The 2,677-nt window shown below is 71.2% G+C and carries 2 protein-coding genes; both read right to left on the bottom strand.

Going from position 1 to position 2,677, the window contains the following annotated elements; translation table 11 throughout:
- Positions 1–8 precede the first annotated feature (8 nt).
- The gene (locus ACFWP5_RS52195; RefSeq protein ID WP_384174453.1) at positions 9–1,136 is read right to left on the bottom strand and encodes an enolase C-terminal domain-like protein; all 1,128 of its coding nucleotides are present in this window, start codon (positions 1,134–1,136) and stop codon (positions 9–11) included.
- The coding region (locus ACFWP5_RS52190) for a thiamine pyrophosphate-requiring protein (RefSeq protein ID WP_384174451.1) at positions 1,136–2,677 on the bottom strand (1,542 nt) is incomplete at its 5' end. The genes ACFWP5_RS52195 and ACFWP5_RS52190, both read right to left, overlap by 1 nt.

Genomic DNA, 2,677 nt, shown 5'->3' with positions numbered 1-2,677 from the left:
GTCCCGGACTATCCCGTGCGGTACTTCTCCGCCTGTTCGGCGCGGAGGGTCAGACCATGGCCGGGTGCGCCGTCGGCCCCCGGGCGGATGCTGCCGCCCTGGGGATCGAGGGTCCCGTCGAAGAAGAGGTCCTCGATGCGTACGTGGTCGTAAAACCACTCCAGGTGGCGCAAGTTGGGGATGGCGGCAGCCGCGTGCGCGTGGACGTGGGGCGCGCAGTGGCCGGAGAGTTCGAGTCCGGCGGCTTCCGCGAGGGCTGCCGCGCGCAGCCAGACGGTGATTCCGCCGCAGCGGGTGGCGTCGGCCTGGAGGCAGTCCACCGCTCCGGCGCCGAGCATGTGCCCGAAATACGGGAGCGTGTAGCCGTACTCCCCGGCGGTCACCTCGGGTGCGACGGCGGCCCGGATCTGCGCCAGCCCGGCCAAGTCGTCGGAGGAGACGGGCTCTTCGAACCACGTCACGCCGTGCTCGTCGAGGTGCCGGGCCATCCGAGTCGCCTGTTTGCGGGTGTAGCCGCCATTGGCGTCGACGTAGAGGTCCCGCGCCTCTCCGATGCTCCGGCGGGCCTGCGCGACCCGTTCCCGGTCCCGCTGCTCGGCCCGGCCCCAGGACTCCCCGATCTTGATCTTCACCCGGGGGATGTTCAATTCCTCAGTCCAGAGGCTCAGTTGACGATCCAACCGGTGCTCGTCGTACGTCGTGAAGCCGCCGCTGCCGTACACGGGCACGTCGGTGCGGCTCGCGCCGAGCAGCCGGGTCAGGGGCAGGTCGAGGAGGCGGGCCTTCAGGTCCCACAGGGCGATGTCCACGGCCGAGACGGCGCCGGCGATCAGGCCGGGCCGGCCGGCGTTGCGGACCGCCCTGTTCATCGCCTCGTTGGCGGCGGGGACGTCCCAGACGCAGCGGCCGGTCACGACGTCGGCGAGTTGCCGCTCGACGACGTGGGCGGTCGCCGCCGCGCCGTAGGTGTAGCCGAGTCCTGTCGCGCCGCCGCCGCGGACCTGGACCACGATCATGGTGGTCGAGTCCCAGGCCAGCGTGCCGTCGCCCTCCGGCGCGTCGGTGGGGACCGTGTACACGGCGGTCTCGACCTCGTCCACGAGCGGCTCGCTCCCGCGTGCGGTGCGCGAGGTCATCAGCCCTCCCGGCTCTCCTCGGTACCGGGCTCGTCCTGGCGCCGCTTGCCGCCGGGGAGCATTTCCTGCACCTTCGCCTTGAGCCCCTGCCGGATCATGCCGGCCCGGTCGCTGTCGCCCTTGACGACGGCGGAGGCCGCGGCCTCGATCTGGTCGAGGCCGGCGTGCGGCGGGATCGGCGGTACGGCCGGGTCGGTCCGGAAGTCGATGACGAACGGCCGGTCGGCGCCGAGCGCCCGCTGCCAGGCGTCCGCCACCTCCCCCGGCTTCTCCACCCGCACCCCGCCGAGGCCGATCGAGCGGGCGAAGTCGGCGTACGGCACGTCCGGGAGCGCCTGGGAGGGCAGGAACTGCGGGGCGCCTGCCATGGCGCGCATCTCCCAGGTGACCTGGTTGAGGTCCTGGTTGTTGAGGACGGCGACGATCAGCCTCGGGTCCTGCCACTCGGGCCAGTACTTCGCGGCGGTGATGAGTTCGGCCATGCCGTTCATCTGCATGGCTCCGTCGCCCACGATCGCGAGGGCGGGCCGGTCGGGATGGGCGAACTTGGCGCCGATGACGTACGGCACGCCGGGCCCCATGGTGGCGAGGGTGCCGGACAGCGAACCGCGCATGGTGCCGCGCATGCGCAGGTGCCGTGCGTACCAGTTGGCGGCGGAGCCGGAGTCGGCGGCCAGGATCACGTCGTCCGGCAGGAGAGCGTCGAGGCTGTGGACGACGTACTCGGGGTTGATCGGGTCCGCGTCCACGGCCGCACGGCGCTCCATGACCTCCCACCAGCGGGCCGTGTCCTTCTCGATCTTCTTGCGCCACTTGCCGTGCTGCTTCCGCTTCAGCTGCGGCAGCAGGGCCTTGAGGGTCTCCTGCGCGTCACCGACGAGGTTGACCTCGAAGGGGTAGCGCAGCCCGATCATGAACGGGTCGATGTCGATCTGGACGGCGCGGGCCTTGCCGAACTCCGGCAGGAACTGGGTGTACGGGAAGCTGGAGCCGATGACGAGCAGGGTGTCGCAGTCCTGCATCAGCTCGTAGGACGGACGGGTGCCGAGCAGGCCGATCGAACCGGTCACGTACGGCAGGTCGTCCGGCAGGGCGTCCTTGCCCAGCAGCGCCTTGGCCACCCCGGCGCCGAGCACGTCGGCGATCTCCTCCACCTCGGCCCGTGCGCCGCGCGCGCCCTGCCCGATCAGGATCGCGACCTTCTCGCCCGCGTCGAGCACCTCGGCGGCGCGCGCGAGGTCCGCCGCGGCCGGGACCGGCGCGGAGTGTGTCAGGCCGAGGCTGGACGGCACCATCTTGAAGGCGTGGGTCGGCGCCGAGTAGTCCAGTTCCTGGACGTCGGCGGGGATGATGACCGCGGTCACCGTGCGCTTGGCGTAGGCGGTGCGCATGGCGCGGTCGATGACGTTGGGCAGTTGCTCGGGGACGGTCACCATCTCGCAGTACTCGGAGGCGACGTCCTTGTAGAGGCTCAGCAGGTCGACCTCCTGCTGGTAACTGCCGCCCATGGCACTGCGGTTGGTCTGTCCGACGATCGCGAC

The organism is Streptomyces sp. NPDC058469, assembly GCF_042721125.1.
Classification (GTDB): domain Bacteria; phylum Actinomycetota; class Actinomycetes; order Streptomycetales; family Streptomycetaceae; genus Streptomyces.
Note: the sequence above shows the minus strand (reverse complement) of the source record. Positions and strands in the feature narration are given on the sequence as shown.

Excerpts from the sequence above, each read along its gene's own strand:
- ACFWP5_RS52195 (WP_384174453.1), bottom strand. The coding sequence starts at position 1,136 with ATGACCTCGCGCACCGCACGCGGGAGCGAGCCGCTCGTGGACGAGGTC.